Source organism: Ruegeria sp. CL3 (assembly GCF_056536505.1).
Map to the genome: position 1 here is coordinate 1 of NZ_JBQFPT010000013.1, position 18,017 is coordinate 18,017.

An 18,017-nucleotide genomic window follows, 5' to 3' on the forward strand; every position below is an offset into this window, starting at 1 on the left:
GTTGGTCATCACCGAGCCCTGCGCTTCCATCACGGCGGCAGAGACGATGTTTTCCGACGCGATCAGCTCGATCTCGTCGCGCTGACGGCCCAGCTCGGACGTGATCGAGCCAAAAAGCTCAGGATCACGGTCCGACAAAGACTGGGTGAAAAAACCATTTGAACGATTAGGCGCGTTCATGACGCTTTCCTCCTGAACGGTACGAAGCCCGGCCCCACGGAGGGACCAGAGCAGGGAATTGATATGCGGGCGTGTTAGATCACGCGATCGCGCGGTTCGCGGCCTTCGAAGAAGTCGCTGAGGTTGTCCAGCACCCGGAACCCCATCGCCTCGCGCGCCTCACGGGTGGCACTGCCCAGATGAGGAAGCATCACAAGGTTGTCGCATTGCAAAAGGTCGGGGTTGATCCGGGGCTCACCGTCGAACACGTCCAAAGCTGCGCCTCCGATCATGTCGAAGGTCAGGGACTGGATCAGGGCGCGTTCGTCGATCACCTCGCCACGGGCCGTGTTGATCAGGAACGCATCCGGTTTCATCAGGTCCAGACGGCGCGCGTTTATCAGGTGCCGGTTTGCGGCCCCGCCTGGACAATGGAGCGAGACGAAATCGCATTGCGGCAGCAGATCATCCACGGTTTCGACCTGCGTGGCATTGCACTGGGCTAGAACCTCGGGCGCGATTTTGCTGCGGTTGTAGACAACGATCTGCATGCCGAAGCCGTGATGGGCACGCCGGGCCATTTCCTGCCCAATGCGGCCATAGCCGATGATGCCCAGAACCTTGCCGCTGACCTTGGTGCCGATCAGATGCGTGGGGCGCCAGCCGGTCCAATTGCCGGCCCGCAGCTCGCGTTCCCCTTCGCCCGCGCGGCGCGCCACCATCAGCAGCAAGGTCATTGCGATATCGGCGGTGCATTCGGACAGCACGTCCGGCGTGTTGGTGACGGTCATGCCCAGCCCACGCGCTGAGGGCTCGCAGATGTGGCTGTAGCCAACGCCGTAATTTGCCAGGATTTTCGTCTGCGCACCGGGAACGTCCAAAGCCTCGGAGCTGAGGGTATCGGTCACGGTCGGCAGGACCGCATCATAGGATTTCAGCGCCTGCCGGATTTCGGCCGGGGACATAGGCTTGTCCCCGGTGTTCAGCACAGTGTTGTAGGTCTCGGCCAGCTGCGCCTCGACGGCGGCAGGCCAGCGACGGGTAACAAGGACCGAGGGTTTGACCATCACGCGGCCTCCATCACGCGGGCGATCGTTTCACCGATCACGGCTGGGTTTTCGGCCACGGTCACACCGGCGGCCGACAGGATTTCAACCTTCTCGCTGGCGCTTTCGCCAAAGGCCGAGATGATTGCACCGGCATGGCCCATGGTCCGGCCTTTTGGAGCGGTCAGACCAGCAACATAAGCCACCACAGGCTTGGTGATGTGATCGCGGATGAACTCAGCGGCTTCGGCCTCCTGAGGGCCACCGATCTCACCGATCATGGCGATGATGTGGGTGTCTTCATCCTCTTCGAAACGCTGGAGAATATCCTTGAAGGACGAGCCGTTGATCGGGTCGCCACCTATGCCCACGCTGGTCGAAACACCGATCCCACGCTCTTTCAACTGGGCCGCGGCCTCATAGCCGAGGGTCCCCGAGCGACCGATGATGCCCACGTTGCCCGGCAGGTAGATATGCCCCGGCATGATCCCCAGCAGCGCTTTGCCCGGCGAGATGGTGCCCGCGCAGTTCGGCCCGGTCAGGACCATGCGCTTTTCCTTGGGATAGCGGTACATGTAGCGCTTCACGCGGATCATGTCCTGCGCCGGAATACCGTCGGTGATGCAGACACAATAGCGGATACCGGCATCTGCGGCCTCCATGATCGAGTCCGCCGCAAAGGGTGGCGGCACGAACACAAGGCTGGCATCCGCGCCGGTTGCTTCAACCGCCTGCTTGACGGTGTCAAAGACCGGAACGCCTTCGACGGTTTCGCCGCCTTTACCGGGAACCACGCCGCCCACGACATTGGTGCCGTAGTTCAGCATGTCCTTGGTGTGGAACCGCGCCATGCGGCCGGTGATACCCTGCACGATCACGCGCGAGTTACGATCGAGAAGAATGCTCATTACACAGCCCTCATCTTGGTGCCTTGGGTAAGGTCGTTGCGCCATGCGCCGACAGCGCGTTCGGCCGCCTCCATCAGAGTGGTGGCTCGGATGATCGGAAGGCCGGATTTGGCGAGGATCTTCTGACCCTCTTCCACATTGGTACCGGCCAGGCGCACGACGACAGGGATGTCGATATCCAGCTCTTTCAGTGCCTGTACGACGCCTTCGGCCACCCAGTCGCAACGGTTGATACCGGCGAAGATGTTCACCAGAATGGCCTGCACATTGTCGTCCGACAGAACCAGACGGAAGGCTTTGGCCACACGCTCGGGCGAGGCGCCACCACCGATATCGAGGAAGTTCGCAGGCTCTCCGCCAGCCAGTTTGATCGTGTCCATCGTCGCCATCGCAAGACCGGCGCCGTTCACGATGCAGCCGATATTGCCGTCGAGACCAACATAGGACAGGCCCCGGTCACCGGCGCGGCTTTCGCGCGGGTCTTCCTGGCTTTTGTCGCGCAGCTCGGCGATCTGCGGGTGACGGAACAGGGCGTTGTCGTCAAAGCTCATCTTCGCGTCCAGCGCCAAAACGCGGTCGTCCCCTGTGATGACCAGAGGGTTGATCTCGACCATGGTGGCGTCCAGATCACTGAAGGCGGCGTAGCAGCCCTGCAGCGTGCGAACCATGTGCTGGATCAGCTTCGGCTCCAGCCCCAGTTGGAACGCGATTTCACGGGCCTGGAATTCTTGCAGACCCACTGCGGGTTCAACGATCGAACGCACGATGCTGTCCGGGCGCTCGGCGGAGATATCTTCAATCTCCATCCCGCCTTCCGAGGACGCAACGATCATCACACGCTGGCTCGAACGATCCAGTACGAAACCAAGATAGATTTCGCGATCAATCGGCACCGCAGCTTCCACGTAAACGCGGTAAATCCCTTTGCCTTCGGGGCCGGTCTGATGTGTGACCAGCTTGCGTCCGAACATGTCATCACAGGCTGTGTAGATCTCGTTTTCGGTGTTGCACAGCTTGACCCCTCCGGCCTTGCCGCGCCCGCCTGCATGGACCTGCGCCTTGACGATCCACTTGTCGCCCCCGAGTTCACGCGCCCGATAGGCCGCCTGTTCCGGACTATAGGCCAAAGCACCGGGCGGTACTTCGACACCGAAATTCGAAAGTAGTTCTTTCGCCTGATATTCGTGAATATCCATCTGCAATCCTCCCGTTCTTGCAGTGAAATTAAGCAGCCATCGAAGTGCCGTAGCGGCTTTCCAGCAGGGCTTCGATTGCGTCCCGATCAATCTGCCCGCCCAGTTCGCGCATCGCCTCGGCAAACAAGCGCACGATCCGGCTGACGGATTTCCGGTTCAATTGGTTGAGGATACCGATCCGCACTTGCACAGGCGCGCTGAGCGTGGGCCAGATGCCAAAACCGCGCGCACGGCAGTTCTGCACCAATTCCATCTCGCGACCGGCAAGCTCTGGCGGCAGGTTCAGAACGATCAAGCTCGGCATGTCCGAGGTGACCTCGCACCCCAGTTCGACCACGGCATCGCGCAGGACGCGTTCGTGAATGCGGTAAGACGCTGCGCGCTTGGCAAGCCCTTCCTGCAATGTCAGACGCAGCGCCTCGTGGAAGGCGGCCACGGCATAGCCCGAATGCGTCCGGTGATAGGTGCCTTTCTCGACGTCCTTGCCATCGACGATACCCCAATGGCGCGCCTCGAAAATCGGGTTGTGCACATAGGTGTAGGCACCGCTGGTCTTGAGGCTGTCGATGAAGGCATCTGTGAAGCTAACCGGAGCGTAGGTCAGCGGCAGGCAGCACAGACCTTTCTGCGGGCAAGAGGCCCAGCCTGCGATACCGGGGTAGTCGTCGATCGAAAAGTCATCCACGCCCAGCGACGACACCGCGTCGATCAGACCCATCGCGCCGTGACGCTCACACGCGTCCGAAAAACCGCGAATGTCGTTGATCCGGCCGGACCCGGTTTCCCAGTGGGCCATGAACGCCCATTTGGGCTTGTGCTCGGCCAGGACTGCTTCGACGATTTCTCCTGTGACAGACTGGCCATGCGGAACCTCAATCACGGTGACGCTGGCAGCTTGTGGGTCAAGCGGATTGGCTGCGTGTTCGGCGGGCGTCGCTGCCTTGATCCGCAAGGTCAGCGCGTCGATGCCCGAGAAGGTGCCGTTGGCAAAAGCCACAAGCTTGTCGCCCGGCATGACGGCCGAGAACATGGTGTCCAGCGCGCTCCAACCCGTGCCAGCGACGGCAAAGGTATAGGCATTCTGCGTGCCCCAGATTTCGCGCAGCATGTGCTTGCACTCGATCATTCCTCGCAGAACGTCGCCCTGCATGTGATCGGCGACCCCTGCCCCTGCAAAGGCCTGCAGAACGCGGGCATCCGTGTTGCCGGGTCCGGGACCCGCTGCAAGGGTCTCGGGGATTTCGAGCGGAGGGAAAATCTGGAAAGTCATTGTGCGGCTTCCTCGGCTGTTTCTCAGGCTTAGCGGCCCGTTTTGGTTGAGTTGCCGTGTAGAAAACGTGGTCTTGCCAGATCACGCAACGTAACTTACTACTGATTTAGCATGCCTAATAGGATTGGGTATTACCTACCCAAAGGTGTAAAAATACGATAGTATACCAAAACTGTACCCACCCATTTGGGTGGTTTTTTGAACTTTAAGGGCAAATTCATATGGCTGAAGCTCCATCAAAGCCCATCGACGTCATGCTGGCAGACGGCAACCCTCTGGTCCTGTCGGCGATGTCGGAGATCTTTGAACGCGACCCGCGATTCTCATTGGTTGCGACTTCGGCCACGGCCGAAGGATTCCTTGGCACGGTCATGCGGGTGCCTGTTCAGGTCGGCGTGGTGGACTGGACATTGCCCGCCCTTGGCGCTGCCAAACTGATCGAGGTGCTGCGCGACCAAGCCAGCGCACCGCGCTTCGTTGTCTATGGCGATGCCAATGCCGACGTTCCACGACTTGCGATGCAGGCCGGGGCTGCCGGGTTTGCCGCACGCTCGGGCGAGGTCGAAGGGCTTCTGGACACCTGCGAGAAGGTGGCCGCGGGCAAGATGGTGTTTCCATTCATCGACGTACGGAAAATGCAACAGGACCCGATCGAAAGCCTGTCGCGCAAGGAACGCACCATCCTCGAGGCGCTGGCGCAGGGCATGTCCAACCGCGAACTTTCAAAAGAGCTCGAGATTTCGACGAACACCGTTAAGTTCCACCTGTCGAACATCTACGACAAGCTGGGCGTCAAAAACCGGACCCAAGCCATCGCGCAGTATTACGCAGCGCGGATGCAACGGGACTGATACGGACCTTAATCTAGTAAACTCGGGGTTTTCCGGGCATGCTTTGGGTTCACACCCGCAGCCGGAGGACCTCAAATGCCGCAATATAATGACATGTTCGAACTCTCCATCGAGGATATGGAACTGATCGAACAGGCCCTGCGACAGGCGATGGCCTCTTATTCCATTGAGGGGGACGAGACCAACGAAGACACCATCCGCCGGATGCATGATCTCCTGGGCAAGCTGCATGATCAGAAGATTTTTTATCGCCCAAAGACCGGCAGCTACATCGGGGGCTGATCCGCGCTTTGCAGACTCCGCAAAAACAGAATAAACCGTTTGCAAACATGTGAATTCAGAGGCGACGCAGTATGAGCTACCTTGGCATTGATCTGGGAACGTCCGGGCTGCGCGCCCTGCTCTTGGCAGAGGACGGCAGCGTGCTCGGTTCGGCAGAGCATTCCTGCACGTCCCAACACAAACATCCTGGCTGGAGCGAACAGGACCCCGCCGAATGGATCGCGGCGCTAGAGGGGGCGGTTGCCGCGTTGCGGGACGCCCATCCCGAATTTGCCGATCTGCGAGCCGTTGGCGTAGCGGGCCACATGCACGGCGCAACGCTGCTGGATTCCAACGGTGACGTGATCCGGCCCTGTATTCTGTGGAACGACACGCGCGCGGATGCCGAGGCCCGGCTTCTGGACGCCCTGCCTGGAATTCGCGACATTTCCGGCAATATCGTTTTCCCCGGCTTCACGGCCCCCAAACTGCTCTGGGTCAGGGAACATGAGCCGGAAAACTTCGCCCGTATCGCGAAGGTTCTGCTGCCTGCGGCCTATATGAACTACTATCTGACAGGCGATTACGTCGCTGACATGTCGGATAGCGCTGGCACATCCTGGCTGGACGTCTCGCGGCGTACATGGTCCGAGGAGCTGTTGATCGCCGGGCAAATGTCGGACTCTCAGATGCCCCGTCTGGTTGAGGGCTGCCAGCCCGCAGGTACCCTTCGCGCCGATCTTGCCAGCCGTTGGGGTCTGCGCAATAGCGTCACCGTCGCAGGCGGTGCCGGAGACAACGCCGCGGCGGCCTGTGGCCTGGGTGCTCTGAACGAAGGGGACGGGTTCATTTCGCTTGGCACCTCCGGAGTGCTGCTGGCTGCGCGCGATGGCTACCACCCCGACCCCGCCTCGGCTTTGCACACGTTTTGCCATGCCGTGCCCGATCGCTGGTATCAGATGGGCGTCATGCTGTCTGCAACCGACAGCCTGAATTGGCTAGGGCAGATCACCGGCCAAAAACCCGCCGACCTAACGCGCGCATTGGGCGAGGAGCTGCGAGCGCCGGGGCGCGTGCAGTTCTACCCTTACCTCTCAGGTGAGCGCACGCCGCACAACGACGCCAACATTCGCGGCGGCTTTACCGGGCTGGGAAAAGACACCGACCAGAGCGATCTGACCTGCGCCGTACTTGAGGGGGTCGCCTATGGTCTGAGCGACTCGTATGACGCTTTGGTAAAGACCGGCGCGCGGATTGATCGGCTGATCGGCATCGGCGGAGGTACAAAATCGCGCTATTGGGTCAAGCTGATTGCAACAGTTTTGAACGTGCCAATCGAGCTGCCCCAGGACGGAGAATTCGGCGCGGCACTGGGGGCCGCACGTCTTGCCCAGATCGCCGAAACCGGAGCATCCCCGGAAGACATCCTAAAACCCCCTGGCATCGGCGAACGCGTTCTGCCCGACGGCAGCAAAACCGCAGATTACGAGGTAGCCAAGGCGCAGTTCAAAGCGGCCTATGGACCTCTGCGCCAAATCTCCACAAGGGGTTGATATTCGGGCCGTCGCTCAGTGACAGTCAGGACCGCTCACACCCTCAGGCAACATCTGAGTTTTGCCAGCCCGGCGCACAATATGCTAGCATAAGGGGTGCGTGGCCCTCATCCAACGAACCTATTGCGGGCTTTCTTTCGGCATATTGAACCCTCATTTCCCGAGGGCTGCCGCGCCACAAAGATCAATCAATTTGACCCGTCTAGGCAGGGATGATCACGGATAAGACGCAGACCTGCCTCTCGAAAGGACTATCGATATGTATAGCATAATCGCGACCTGGTATTTGAAACCCGAACAAGAGGCCGAGGGGATCGCAGCCCTCAAGCAATTGGCCCAAGATGTGAAGCAGGAAGAGGACACCTGGGGCTACCTCATCCACACGGGCGGCGAAAACTCGGCACCGCCTTCCAGTGACGGCACCGTCGTTTTCATCGAAATCTACAAGGACTTCCAAGCTTTTATGGACCATGTGACCGGCCCGATCTTTACCGCATTCAAAAAAGACCATGGGCAGCTTTTTCAGCCCATACCAGGCTCTGACAGCCCGTTCTTTCTGGTCGAAAACATCGACAGAATTGGAGGGTTTCTGCGACCGCAAGCGGGGTCCTAACCACAGTACCAGCCCGCACCAGTGAGTAACCCTTTGCGGGCACACAAAACCAGCGCACAATTCAAGGGCGACGAATTGTAGATTGTGTGATACTAAAGAAAGCGAAATTGTTTCTTTGTTTCATATACGGCGCAATTTCAGCGCTCAGGGGCAGCCAAATTGGGACGTCCGAATGTTAATTGTAGCAAATGCGGTGCGGCCAATCTTGCCGGGTCCAACTTTTGCCACGGCTGCGGCAATGCACTGACCCTAGCCTGTGGGTCCTGTGGTGCGTCAGCGATGGCACATGCAAAGTTTTGCACCGCTTGTGGGTCTTCGCTGCAGGGTCAGGACAGTCCTCCACCGGCTGCCCCTTTGCCCTCTCCCAAGGACGCACCAGAAGACGTGGCCGAACGTCGCCAACTGACCGTCATGTTCTGCGATCTGGTGGGTTCAACGGCCTTGTCCGAAAGACTCGACCCCGAGGATTACCGTGAACTGATCACGCAATACCGCGAGTTGGTTGGCCGGACCGTCACCAAGTTCGGCGGCGAGATTGCCAACTATGCCGGAGACGGTGTGGTCGCCATCTTCGGCTATCCCACCGCGCAGGAACTCAGCCACTACTCCGCCGCTCTTTGCGCGCTTGAGATCGCGGGCGCTGCGCGCGACGGAAATGCCGGACTGACGGACAAGTCGGTTTCGACAAATGTGCGGATCGGGATCCACACCGGACCTGTGGTGGTGGGCACGGCGGCAGGCACATCAAGCTCGGAAAAGGTCTGGCTGTTTGGCGATACACCAAACGTGGCGGCGCGGATTCAGGCTGCGGCAGATGTGGGTCAGGTGGTTGTCTCGGAAGTGACACGCAGACTGATCGGAGAGCGTCTGGATTTCACCTCGATCGGCAGCCCGCCCTTGGCGGGAGTCAGCACACCGTTGCAGCTCTATGTTGTCGGTCCGAAAATTTCCGGCTTTGACACCGGGCGCAAAGACTTCTCGCACGACAAGACGCCGACTATCGGGCGCACAGCCGAGATCGCTCTGGTCCAGTCCAGATGGGACGGCGCGCTGGACGGAGAGGGGCAGGTTCTGCTGCTGACCGGCGACGCGGGCGTTGGCAAATCAAAGATCGCATTTGGACTGAAGGACAAACTGACCAGCGAGGACTCCACCCAGTTCACCCTGTTCGGATCGCCCTTGCATCAAAGCAGCGCGTTTTTCCCGATCAAGAATGCGCTGACGACGCTGACGGGCATGTTGCCCAATGCGCCTCCTGAGGAAAGCCGGGATAAAGTCACCCGGTTTCTGACCAATCTGAACCTTGATGCTGAAACCTGCGCCGCACCTATCCTGCGCCTGATGGGACTGGAAGACAGCACCTCTCTGGTCGCGCCGATGGGCCCCGAGCGGGAGAAGGGCGCGCTGATCGAGGCCCTTTTGCAATTGTGCGCGGGGTTGGAACAGCACCATCCCTTGCTGCTGCTGCTCGACGATGTGCATTGGTTCGACGCCTCAACACTGGAATTCGTCAACGGCTGGATCGAACAGGTGTCGAACCGCCGCTGCCTGATCCTGATGACCGCCCGGACCGAGTTCCAGTCGCCATGGCGCAACCAGTCCCATGTCACCAGTCTGGAGCTGAATCGGCTTGTACGCCGTGACATATATAAGCTGGTTGAAAGCATCTCGGGCGTGCGGCCGTCGCCGGAAGTTCTCAGTCAATTGGCCGACCGCACGGATGGCGTGCCGCTCTTCGTCGAAGAACTGACCAAGATGGCAATGGAGTCCGGTCTTTTGGTCAACCGCGGCCAGAGTCAGGCCGAATTGTCCATGGCGATCCCGGAATCGCTGCAGGACTCACTGATGGCCAGATTGGACCGTTTGTCGGCCAGCCGCGAGATCGTGCAGGTCGCCGCCGCAATCGGCCGAAACTTTGAGCGCAAGCTACTGTCCGAGGTTCTGGACTGGACCGAAAACGACATCAGCGAAGCGCTGAACCAACTGCTTGAGACCGAACTGATCGTACCCGCAGGCCAGCCGGGTACGGCAGATGCCTACCGGTTCCGCCATGCGCTGGTACAGGATGCCGCGTATCAGTCCATGCTGCGCTCGACAGCCTCACGTTGGCATGGCCAAATCGCTGCGGTTCTTGAGGAGAAATACGCCGAAACCGTCGCTCGAGAGCCTGAAATTTTGGGCCATCACTACTGGCGCGCCGGCAACTACCCCGCCGCCGAGGGCAAACTGATGACCGCCGCGCGGCAGGCATTGGACCACTCGGCGAATGTCGAGGCGATCACACATTTGCAGCATGCTCTGGAATGCTTGCAGGAAATGCCGCAGGCGCAGGAACGTGACCGGCGTGAGATCGACATGCAGATCATGATCGCCGTGCCTCTGGCCTTCGTTAGGGGTTATGCGCACAAGTCGGTTCTGTCGGCCTATGCGCGGGCGCAGTCCCTCTGCCGCGAGTATGGTGAGACAGAGCGGCTGTTCAAAGTGGTCTACGGGCAGTTCCGCTCGACCATGTTGGGCGGGGAATATGAAATATCGAAACAGAATGCGGATCGGCTGGTGTCGCTCTGTCAGGATTTGTCGAGCCCGCTGACCATTGTCTCGGCCGAACGCTCAATGGGATCGCTGCAGACCTATCTGGGCCATCCCAAGGACGCGCTGAAACATCTTGAGGCCGGGCTTGAGGTCAATCTGTCCATCGAACATCGCTTCATGGGCCTCGATTTCGATGTGGTTGACCTTGCGGTTGCCATTCAGGGCTATCGCGCGCTTTCCTACTGGCTATCAGGCGACGAAGCCAGCGCCCTGAAAGCGATCAAGGCAGCGCTGGTCCATGCGGAAGAAACCGCGCACCCGTTCAGTCAGTCCTTCGCCAATGCTTTCCTCGGGTGGATTTCCCATTTCCGAGGCGATGAGGCGACGGTTCAAGACAGTTCGGCCATTTTGATCGCCCTGTCCGAGGAATATTCTTTCCAGTTCTGGCGCGGTTGGGCGCGGGTCATGAATGGCTGGGTGCGCCGAAGCACCGATGGTGAAAAGGCCTTGGAAGAGATCGCCCTGGGCCTGCGCGAATGGCGCGATACCGGCTGCCGCCTTGGTCTGAGTTTCTTCCTGTGCCTCTACGCGGATGCGGCTATTCTACACGGCAAACTGGAACTGGCCGAGGAACTGTTGGACGAAGCCGAAGCCTTCGCCAACGACAGCGGTGAGAAATTCTGGGTCGTCGGGCTGACCTGCCTGCGCGGTCGGTTGGCCATGGCCCACGGGGACGACAGCGCCGGGATCGACCACCTTAAAGACGCTGCCATGGTGGCGTTACAGCTTGGCCATTACGGCCCGCTTTTGCATGTCATTCGGGAATTGGCCGAGCTTGAGACCTTGTCAAACTGCCTTGGTGAGATCTCGAAAGCCGTGGCCGCCGACAAGACCAAGGCACCCGCGCTGGTCGAGGCAAAAGCCATTTTGAAAACCCTAAAAACAAAACAGCCGGAGGCATGATCGGGCGGAATTTGAGCAAGTAGAATTGTCACAGCCAGTGGGGGAGATCACAGCCAAATGACAAAGAAAAAAGCCAAAAGCGACCCGTGCCATCAGACGGATGTCACCGGCGTCATGCCGAAACTGCCAAAGCAGTTTGACACGTTCCCCTTCTACTATGCCTCGCTGCAATGCCAGTGGATGTATTGGTACACTTCGGTCGAAGTTGCCCGCCAGTTTGTGAAAGGCACCGGCCTTTGCGTCGCCGAATTTCCCGATGAAGACGGCGAGAACAAGGCCGTCATCCTGCTGAACTTCCAGCGCTATACCGCGCACTATGACAACTCGCTGGGCTTCGTGAACGAGGTCGAGTTCAACCTACTGGCCTATCCCAAGAACCGGGTGCCGGGCGTGCCGAAGATGTCGCTAACTGAGTATCTGCACGGCCGGGATCAGACAAAAACCATCGGCCATTTGCGCGTCCATGTGGCCGCAGACAACGCCATGGCCGTCAAGGCCGGACGCCAAGCGTTCGGAGAGCCCAAGTTTCTGGGCCAGTTCAACTACAAGGTTCCATCGCTGAACGCCAAGATGAAGGGGCACCCTCCGATCTCACCTAAGAAATGGTGGATCCAACTGGTCAATCCCGACGATCCGCAAACCATCGTCTACGATCTGACGGCTGATCTGGGCAAACTCAAGGGCGATCACTGGACTCTGACCAACTGCACACCGATCCCCGAATTCGCCACCGGGCTCGGACGCACCGTTTGGACTCGCTGGACCATCTCGGGCCTGTTTGAAACCGCGATGTTGACCACGAAAGAGGGCAAACGCATCGCAAAAAGCTTCAAGCTCAAACTGGGCAACAACGATTTCCCGATGACCCGCGACATGCACACGCTGTTCACCGATATGACGCCGGTGGCCGTGCAAGTCTTTGAAAGCCCGCCCGCCTGCTTTGAGCCGCGTGGCTTCTATGTGGACGCAATTGATGGGGATCGCCATGAAGACGCATGATGACACCCCCGAGTTTCAAGCCTTTCTGACCGTCAGCGCCGCCCTGACCGGTTATAGCAGCGCCGAGCTGCAGGGCACCGGATGCGCAGGCGAATACTGGCATCAGTTTCGGCAGGTCCTGCCCGCCGAGATCCTTAAGGAGTTCCTGTCTCATTCCGACGAGCTGGGCAAGCAGGACGACGACCGGATCATGCGTCAGACCTATCTGTCGGACAAGTGTCTCGGCCCGCTGTCGCGGACGCTGATCCAGCTGTGGTATACCGGCCAATGGGTGCCGCTTTCGCAGGAATGGCGCGAAAGCTACGGCGCGTCGCGGTTTGATGTGGTCAAGATCATCTCGACCCGGTCCTACAAGGAAGGGCTGGTCTGGGACGCCATCGGCGCGCATCCCCAAGGGGCCAAGCAACAGGGCTTTGGCGCATGGGGCCTTGAACCTCCAAAACAGCGGGGGGCGGGCAAATGAGTGCAATTGCAGATGACGACCGGACCTATGATGTGGTCATCGTGGGCGCCGGATTTGCCGGGGGCATTCTGGCGAAAGAGCTGGTCTCGGCCGGTCATTCGGTTCTAATCCTCGAAGCCGGAGAAGACCATGGCAAGACGTGGGAAACGTATCGCTCCTACCTTGATCAGTACTATCTGTCGCTGGCCAAGACGCCGAACTCTCCCTATCCGAACCTGCCAACCCTGCCCTCACCTTCGGTGCTGGACATCACGGCGGTACGGGGCACCGAGCCCGATACGAACGGGTATTTCGTGCAACGCGGCCCCCTGCCCTTTGGCAGCAACTATCTGATGGCGTTCGGCGGAACCTCACTGCACTGGCTGGGCACAAGCCTGCGCATGATGCCTGCGGATTTCGAGATGCAAAGCCGCTTTGGCAAAGGCGTTGACTGGCCCTTTGGCTATCAGGACCTGCGCGCAGACTATGAGCGCGCCGAGTGGGAGATCGGTGTCTCGGCCGATGCCGACGAACAGACGCCCAAGGCACTGGGTATTCGCACGTCAGGACGGCACGACAATGTCGGGTATTTCGACAAGGAATACGACTACCCGATGCATTCGATCCCGTCGTCTTACGTGGATGGCTTCTTTGCCAAGGCAGATGGGATGCCCATCGAAATCGGCGAGGATGCCACCAGCACGGTTCACCTGAAAGTCTCGCGCACGCCGCAGGGCCGGAACTCAACTCCGCGCAAGCCAAGAACTGCCAAGGGCATTCAGGTTGGCGACAAGCGCAGGCAGCAATTCCGCCCGCGCGGCGCAACCGGACCATTCGCCTATATGGGTCAGCGATGCGAGGGGAACTCAAGTTGCATACCGATCTGCCCGATTCAGGCCAAATACAACGCGATGAAAACGCTCGAAGATGCCAAGCACGAAGCCAAGCATCAGATGGAGACGATCACGCAGGCCATCGCCTCGAAGGTCGAACTGGCCGAAAGCGGGCGTGTATCTGGCATCGTTTACAAGAAATACCCTTTCCCTGGTGTGCCTCAGTACGAACTGCGCCGGGCCAGAGGGAAGCAATATGTGCTGGCTGGCGGTGCGGTGGAAAACGTCACTCTAGCGCTGGCCTCAGGGATTTGCACCAGCAGTGACGAGCTGGGCCGCAACCTGATGGATCACCCTTACATGATGACTTGGGGTGCCGCGCCCGAGCCGGTTGGACCGTTTCGTGGGCCGGGATCGACCTCGAGCTATGCCAATTTCCGGGACGGGAACTTTAGGAACAAGAACGCAGCCTTCCGGTTGGAAATCGGCAATTGGGGATGGAACTTTGCCGCTGGCTCTCCGAACTCCGACGTGGCGCGGCTGGTCGAGCAGGACAACCTCTATGGCACAGCCCTGCGCGACAAGCTCTATCACGATGTCCAGCGGCAGGTCAGAATTGGCACGATGGTCGAGCAACTACCGAGAGCTACCAACCGCGTGACCATCGACCCAGCCTACCGCACGCCCATGGGCGAATACCGCCCGGTGATCAGCTATGATCTGGACGACTATTCCCGCGCCGGGCTGGCCGCCGCCAATGACACCTGCGCGCAGATTTTCCAGCGGCTGGGTATCAAGAACCATACCTCCTACAGCCCATCGGATGCGGGGTATTTAACTTATGATGGAAAGGGTTACACCTTCTTCGGTGCAGGCCATCTGGTCGGTACGCACAGGATTGGAACCGACAGGCACAACTCGGTCACCAATGACGAGATGCGCGCATGGGACCACGACAATCTGTGGCTGGTGGGCGCGGGCTCGATGCCGACGATTGCCACGTCCAACCCAACACTGACGATGTCTGCCATGGCCTTCAGGGCCGCCAGAGCCATCCAGAAGGCCGTTCGGAAAAGGGGTGCGAAATGAGTTCGAAAAAGAAACTGGACGCCGCGCGTAAAAATCTCTGCAAACATCTGCAAGACGCCTTGATGCTAGAGCTTTCGACAATACCGCCCTACGCGACGGCCTGCTATTCGATCCTCGAGCAAGGGCAATACGACCGGTCCGAGCCGACCATCGTCAACGCCGAACCGATCGAGGTGATCCGTCAGGTCATGGTCGAAGAGATGCTACATATGGTTCTTGCGGCGAATGTGATGAACGCGATCGGGGGTACGCCTCAGCTGAACAATCCCAACTTGCTGCCGAAATACCCGACAGAGCTACTGAACGGGGCCGGGCCAGAGGTGCGTCTGCGTAAGTTCTCGCCCAAACAGGTCAAGAGCTTTCGCAAGATCGAAACCGCGCCGAAAGACCTCCGCAAGGCATTAAGGGGGCACTATTCCACCATCGGCGGATTCTACGCCTATGTCAGGAAGCTGCTGGAAGAAGCGTGTAAGGAGTTCGGGGACAAAGAGATCTTCATCGGCGACCCCGCGCGTCAGATCACCAATGACGACTATTTCGGCGCAGGCGGTGAAGTTGTCGAGATCACCGGCACACCCGCGCAACGTCGCAAAGCGGCTTTTGATGCCATCCAAAAGATTATGGAAGAGGGCGAAGGCGCAGATCTAGGTGGCAAAGCGGGTGACGGAGACACTATTCCGGGGCCAGCCGGAAATGAGGACGTTGCACACTACTTCAAGTTCAACGAAATCCTGCACAGCCGCTACTATCGCCCCGAAGATCTTGTGACCGATCCTCCGACTGGCGGTGACCTGATCGTCGATTGGAGCGCAGTCTCTCCGATGAAAGACGACCCCAGCGAAGAGAACTATAAATCCGCCCCCGAAATCGCCGCGATCTCGGCTGAGTTCAACGCGGCGTGGTCCGGTTTGCTGGACGGTCTGCACATCGCCTTCAACGAGGATAAATCCGCTTTGCGCGACCTTGTTCCAACGATGTATTCGATCAAGTCGCTGGCGCAAAAACTGATGCGCATCCCATTGCCGGACGGATCGGGCGAGACAGCCGGGCCGACATGGACCTACGTTGCGCCGAAAAAGCGGGGCTGACCTGTAGCCTAAAAACCGGCGAGACCCGTTTATGCACCTCAGTCGAAACAGGTGTCTTCCGCTGAGGCCAACAAAGATTGTGCGGATAATTTCAGTTTGATAACGTCATGATCGCGCTGGGGAGGGCGCGGCATCTCAATGTTGGACTATTCGCACAATGCGTGGCTCGTGGCGGCCTCGTTGGCCGTGGCGCTGATGGCCGGCTTTACCGGTCTGTACCTGACGCATGGCGCGTCGAAACTGGACAATCAACGGCGCAAGTTCATTGTCGCCCTCGCAGCCGTGATACTGGGTGGCGGTATCTGGTCGATGCACTTCGTTGCCATGCTGGGCCTGCAACTACCGATCCTGTTCTACTACGACGCGCTGGTGACGCTGATCTCGGCGCTGGTTGCCATCCTTATGGTAGGGCTGGCGCTGCTGCTTTTGCATTTCCGTCCCAGAAACCCGCCGACCATCGTAGGCGCGGGGGTGATTGTGGGGCTTGGGATCGTTGTCATGCACTATGTCGGCATGGCCGGGATGCAGCTGTGCCGACCCATCTACAGCCTGTTCGACATCGTTTTGTCGACCGCGGCCTCGGTTGTTCTGTCGGTTCTGGCGATCTGGGTGGCCTATGACAGCCGAACCCATCGGAACATCCTGCTGGGCACGGCCTGTTTCGGCATTGCAGTATTTTCCATGCACTTCGTCGCGACTGGTCTTACGGATTTCGTGGCCACCGATACCGCCGGGGCCGCCGGGCCTGCGCTGGACAACCAGATTCTGGCGATGGGCGTCACAGTTGCAGTTTTCCTGATCTGTGGGGCCTTCCTGCTGACCGGGATCACCTTCATCGAACCCAAGCCTGAATCCGCAGCAGCCCCCACACCCGCGCCTCAACCAGAACCGACCCCAACCCTACGCGCTGGCGTGCCGTTTGAACGCGAAGGTCAAACCTTCTTTGCCGAACCCGCCCAAATTGCCGCCATCCGGGCCGAGGGGCACTACACCATCCTCTATATCGATTCCGAGAAGCTGTTCTGCCCTTGGTCCATCACCGAGGCCGAGACGCGCCTGCAACCCGATGGCTTCCTGCGCGCCCATCGAAGTTATCTGGTGAACCCCAAACATGTCTCAAGCTTTGAGAGGCATAAGGACAACGGGACATGTTATTTCGACTCTGTCGAGGCTCTCAGTAAAGTACCCGTCAGCCGATCTCGCCTGTCAGATATCCGCGACGCTTTGGGCCTTTGATCGCAACTCGTGCAGCTCATTCGCATTTCGTGAAACAAGCTGCGCGCCCCGTTCCCTACGACTGGAACCGCTGAGCGCACCCCTTTTTCCTAACTGCAGGTATCCCAAGGTATACCGCTTGGACCCAGGGAGGAAAAACATGATACCAGCCGGTTTTGAGTATCACCGGCCAGGCGACATCGCCTCGGCCATCGGCATTTTGCAAGAACACGGAGACGAAGCGCGCGTGATCGCGGGCGGGCACAGCTTGATCCCGATGATGAAGTTGCGCATGGCCGAGATGGGCCATCTTGTCGATCTTCAGGCCATCGATGAACTAAAAGGCATCGAGGTCGGGTCCGATACCGTGACCCTAGGCGCCATGGTGACGCAGCACGAGTTGATCACCCATGACGGTCTCGCTGCTGCCATTCCGCTGATCCGCGAGGCGGCGTTGCAGATCGCCGACCCTCAAGTCCGCTATATGGGCACCGTCGGTGGCAATGTCGCCAACGGCGATCCTGGCAATGACATGCCGGGTTTGATGCAGTGCCTGAACGCGACCTTTGAACTATCCGGTCCCGATGGGTCACGCAGTGTCGCCGCGCGTGAGTTTTACGAGGCCGCCTATTTCACCGCGCGCGAGGATGAGGAAATCCTGACCCGGATTTCGATCCCTGTGCCGGGGGCCGGTGTCGGTCAGGCGTATGAGAAGCAAAAGCGCAAGATCGGGGATTATGCGACGGCCGCCGCCGCTGTGATGGTCGGCAATGGCACGGCCTCGGTTGCGATGACAAATCTGGCGGACACCCCCATCTGGTCAGAAAGCGCCAGCGCTGCATTGGCCGATGGCGATGTGAACGGCTGTGTTGCCGCTATGCTGGATGCCATTGAACCCGTGGCCGACAATCGCGGACCCGTCGAATTCAAGAAACATGTGGCGGGCGTGATGCTGCGCCGCGCCATCGACCGTGCGCAAAGCCGCGCGGGTTGAGGGGA

At 59.4% G+C, this 18,017-nt stretch carries 15 protein-coding genes and 1 pseudogene; 11 read left to right on the top strand and 5 right to left on the bottom strand.

Features of this window, described 5'->3' with window-relative positions:
• From glyA to ACR0NO_RS18190, 5 genes and pseudogenes are all read right to left on the bottom strand, one after another.
• A pseudogene (gene glyA / locus ACR0NO_RS18170) lies at positions 1 to 180 on the bottom strand (serine hydroxymethyltransferase); the annotation flags it as partial.
• 74 nt (positions 181 to 254) lie between these two features.
• Complete coding sequence (locus ACR0NO_RS18175; RefSeq protein WP_480724969.1) at positions 255 to 1,226, bottom strand: 2-hydroxyacid dehydrogenase; 972 nt, start codon at positions 1,224 to 1,226, stop codon at positions 255 to 257.
• Positions 1,226 to 2,113: a succinate--CoA ligase subunit alpha gene (gene sucD / locus ACR0NO_RS18180; RefSeq protein WP_170380404.1), complete on the bottom strand. Its 888-nt coding sequence runs from the start codon at positions 2,111 to 2,113 to the stop codon at positions 1,226 to 1,228. The genes ACR0NO_RS18175 and sucD overlap by 1 nt, the downstream gene beginning before the upstream one ends.
• Positions 2,113 to 3,309: a malate--CoA ligase subunit beta gene (locus tag ACR0NO_RS18185; RefSeq protein ID WP_170661481.1), complete on the bottom strand. Its 1,197-nt coding sequence runs from the start codon at positions 3,307 to 3,309 to the stop codon at positions 2,113 to 2,115. Before ACR0NO_RS18185 ends, sucD begins: the two co-directional genes overlap by 1 nt.
• Before the next feature lie 28 nt (positions 3,310 to 3,337).
• Positions 3,338 to 4,579 (bottom strand): aminotransferase class V-fold PLP-dependent enzyme, encoded by a 1,242-nt coding sequence (locus tag ACR0NO_RS18190; protein ID WP_480724970.1) that lies wholly within the window; start codon positions 4,577 to 4,579, stop codon positions 3,338 to 3,340.
• A 221-nt stretch (positions 4,580 to 4,800) separates the two neighbouring features.
• Here ACR0NO_RS18190 and ACR0NO_RS18195 point away from each other — a divergent pair, with 221 nt between their 5' ends.
• The 11 genes from ACR0NO_RS18195 to ACR0NO_RS18245 all read left to right on the top strand — a co-directional run bounded on the left by ACR0NO_RS18195 (position 4,801) and on the right by ACR0NO_RS18245 (position 18,012).
• Positions 4,801 to 5,430 (top strand): response regulator transcription factor, encoded by a 630-nt coding sequence (locus tag ACR0NO_RS18195; RefSeq protein WP_247748029.1) that lies wholly within the window; start codon positions 4,801 to 4,803, stop codon positions 5,428 to 5,430.
• Between the two features lie 75 nt (positions 5,431 to 5,505).
• Positions 5,506 to 5,712 carry a hypothetical protein gene (locus ACR0NO_RS18200; protein WP_425084585.1) on the top strand — a complete coding sequence of 69 codons (207 nt, stop codon included), beginning with the start codon at positions 5,506 to 5,508 and terminating at the stop codon, positions 5,710 to 5,712.
• Positions 5,713 to 5,783: 71 nt separating this feature from the next.
• Complete coding sequence (gene xylB / locus ACR0NO_RS18205; RefSeq protein WP_480724972.1) at positions 5,784 to 7,244, top strand: xylulokinase; 1,461 nt, start codon at positions 5,784 to 5,786, stop codon at positions 7,242 to 7,244.
• Between the two features lie 259 nt (positions 7,245 to 7,503).
• The gene (locus tag ACR0NO_RS18210; protein WP_170473662.1) at positions 7,504 to 7,857 is read left to right on the top strand and encodes an antibiotic biosynthesis monooxygenase; all 354 of its coding nucleotides are present in this window, start codon (positions 7,504 to 7,506) and stop codon (positions 7,855 to 7,857) included.
• Between the two features lie 159 nt (positions 7,858 to 8,016).
• Positions 8,017 to 11,352, top strand: coding sequence for an adenylate/guanylate cyclase domain-containing protein (locus ACR0NO_RS18215; RefSeq protein WP_480724973.1), 3,336 nt, complete (start codon positions 8,017 to 8,019; stop codon positions 11,350 to 11,352).
• A 57-nt stretch (positions 11,353 to 11,409) separates the two neighbouring features.
• The gene (locus tag ACR0NO_RS18220) at positions 11,410 to 12,351 is read left to right on the top strand and encodes a hypothetical protein (RefSeq protein WP_170529163.1); all 942 of its coding nucleotides are present in this window, start codon (positions 11,410 to 11,412) and stop codon (positions 12,349 to 12,351) included.
• Positions 12,338 to 12,814, top strand: coding sequence for a hypothetical protein (locus ACR0NO_RS18225; RefSeq protein WP_480724974.1), 477 nt, complete (start codon positions 12,338 to 12,340; stop codon positions 12,812 to 12,814). Before ACR0NO_RS18220 ends, ACR0NO_RS18225 begins: the two co-directional genes overlap by 14 nt.
• The gene (locus ACR0NO_RS18230; RefSeq protein ID WP_480724976.1) at positions 12,811 to 14,715 is read left to right on the top strand and encodes a GMC family oxidoreductase; all 1,905 of its coding nucleotides are present in this window, start codon (positions 12,811 to 12,813) and stop codon (positions 14,713 to 14,715) included. The genes ACR0NO_RS18225 and ACR0NO_RS18230 overlap by 4 nt, the downstream gene beginning before the upstream one ends.
• Positions 14,712 to 15,803: a ferritin-like domain-containing protein gene (locus ACR0NO_RS18235; protein WP_480724978.1), complete on the top strand. Its 1,092-nt coding sequence runs from the start codon at positions 14,712 to 14,714 to the stop codon at positions 15,801 to 15,803. Before ACR0NO_RS18230 ends, ACR0NO_RS18235 begins: the two co-directional genes overlap by 4 nt.
• A 138-nt stretch (positions 15,804 to 15,941) precedes the next feature.
• The gene (locus ACR0NO_RS18240; RefSeq protein ID WP_480724979.1) at positions 15,942 to 17,039 is read left to right on the top strand and encodes an MHYT domain-containing protein; all 1,098 of its coding nucleotides are present in this window, start codon (positions 15,942 to 15,944) and stop codon (positions 17,037 to 17,039) included.
• Positions 17,040 to 17,178: 139 nt separating this feature from the next.
• Entirely contained in the window at positions 17,179 to 18,012 is an 834-nt protein-coding gene (locus tag ACR0NO_RS18245; protein ID WP_480724981.1) for an FAD binding domain-containing protein, read from the top strand.
• Positions 18,013 to 18,017: the final 5 nt, after the last annotated feature.

Excerpts from the sequence above, each read along its gene's own strand:
- ACR0NO_RS18175 (WP_480724969.1), bottom strand. The coding sequence starts at position 1,226 with ATGGTCAAACCCTCGGTCCTTGTTACCCGTCGCTGGCCTGCCGCCGTC.
- sucD (WP_170380404.1), bottom strand. The coding sequence starts at position 2,113 with ATGAGCATTCTTCTCGATCGTAACTCGCGCGTGATCGTGCAGGGTATC.
- ACR0NO_RS18185 (WP_170661481.1), bottom strand. The coding sequence starts at position 3,309 with ATGGATATTCACGAATATCAGGCGAAAGAACTACTTTCGAATTTCGGT.
- ACR0NO_RS18190 (WP_480724970.1), bottom strand. The coding sequence starts at position 4,579 with ATGACTTTCCAGATTTTCCCTCCGCTCGAAATCCCCGAGACCCTTGCA.
- ACR0NO_RS18195 (WP_247748029.1), top strand. The coding sequence starts at position 4,801 with ATGGCTGAAGCTCCATCAAAGCCCATCGACGTCATGCTGGCAGACGGC.
- ACR0NO_RS18200 (WP_425084585.1), top strand. The coding sequence starts at position 5,506 with ATGCCGCAATATAATGACATGTTCGAACTCTCCATCGAGGATATGGAA.
- xylB (WP_480724972.1), top strand. The coding sequence starts at position 5,784 with ATGAGCTACCTTGGCATTGATCTGGGAACGTCCGGGCTGCGCGCCCTG.
- ACR0NO_RS18210 (WP_170473662.1), top strand. The coding sequence starts at position 7,504 with ATGTATAGCATAATCGCGACCTGGTATTTGAAACCCGAACAAGAGGCC.
- ACR0NO_RS18220 (WP_170529163.1), top strand. The coding sequence starts at position 11,410 with ATGACAAAGAAAAAAGCCAAAAGCGACCCGTGCCATCAGACGGATGTC.
- ACR0NO_RS18225 (WP_480724974.1), top strand. The coding sequence starts at position 12,338 with ATGAAGACGCATGATGACACCCCCGAGTTTCAAGCCTTTCTGACCGTC.
- ACR0NO_RS18230 (WP_480724976.1), top strand. The coding sequence starts at position 12,811 with ATGAGTGCAATTGCAGATGACGACCGGACCTATGATGTGGTCATCGTG.
- ACR0NO_RS18235 (WP_480724978.1), top strand. The coding sequence starts at position 14,712 with ATGAGTTCGAAAAAGAAACTGGACGCCGCGCGTAAAAATCTCTGCAAA.
- ACR0NO_RS18240 (WP_480724979.1), top strand. The coding sequence starts at position 15,942 with ATGTTGGACTATTCGCACAATGCGTGGCTCGTGGCGGCCTCGTTGGCC.
- ACR0NO_RS18245 (WP_480724981.1), top strand. The coding sequence starts at position 17,179 with ATGATACCAGCCGGTTTTGAGTATCACCGGCCAGGCGACATCGCCTCG.